This is a genomic window from Promicromonospora iranensis (assembly GCF_028994805.1).
Classification (GTDB): domain Bacteria; phylum Actinomycetota; class Actinomycetes; order Actinomycetales; family Cellulomonadaceae; genus Promicromonospora; species Promicromonospora iranensis.
Genome location: NZ_JAJQQP010000031.1, coordinates 1 through 527, shown reverse-complemented (window position 1 = coordinate 527; position 527 = coordinate 1). Strand labels below are relative to the sequence as shown.

Below are 527 nucleotides of genomic sequence, written 5' to 3'. Positions count from 1 at the left end.
GTGGTGCCGTGGAGACGCACGTCGGGCTTGGTGGGCGGCGGGGCAGGCACGCCGGCCGGCGGCTCGGCCACGTACTCGAACTCTCCCTTGCCGTCCGGCGTCGGACCGCTCGCCCAGCTGCCTTCGCTCGCGGCCTGGCCGTCCGAGAAGTTGATGTACTGGTAGGACACGGCGCGGTCCTCCTTGTTCTGCGGGAACGTGCTGGGCACGGGCAGGTCCTCGATGCCCTCCTCGCGCAGCTCCGCCGCTGCCGCGATCCACTGGTTCTGGTGCATCGTGTCGCGCGCCAGCAGGAACGACAGGAGGTCACGGACGCCCGGGTCGTCGGTCATGTGGTAGAGCCGGGCCACCTGGAGCCGGCCCTGCATCTCGGCGTTCGCGTTCGCCGTGAAGTCCGCGAGCATGTTGCCGCTGGCGGTGACGTACCCGGCGGTCCACGGGTTGCCGTTGGAGTCGACCGGCCGGGCGCCCGCACCGGCCACGATGGCGTGCTGCGGGTCGGTGCCACCGATGATCGCGGCGACCGT

General features: G+C 71.5%; 1 protein-coding gene. It reads right to left on the bottom strand.

Annotated elements, in window-relative coordinates:
- Window positions 1–527, bottom strand: a 527-nt coding sequence (locus LUM46_RS26600; RefSeq protein WP_274998322.1) for a manganese catalase family protein, incomplete at both ends; no start/stop codon positions are given.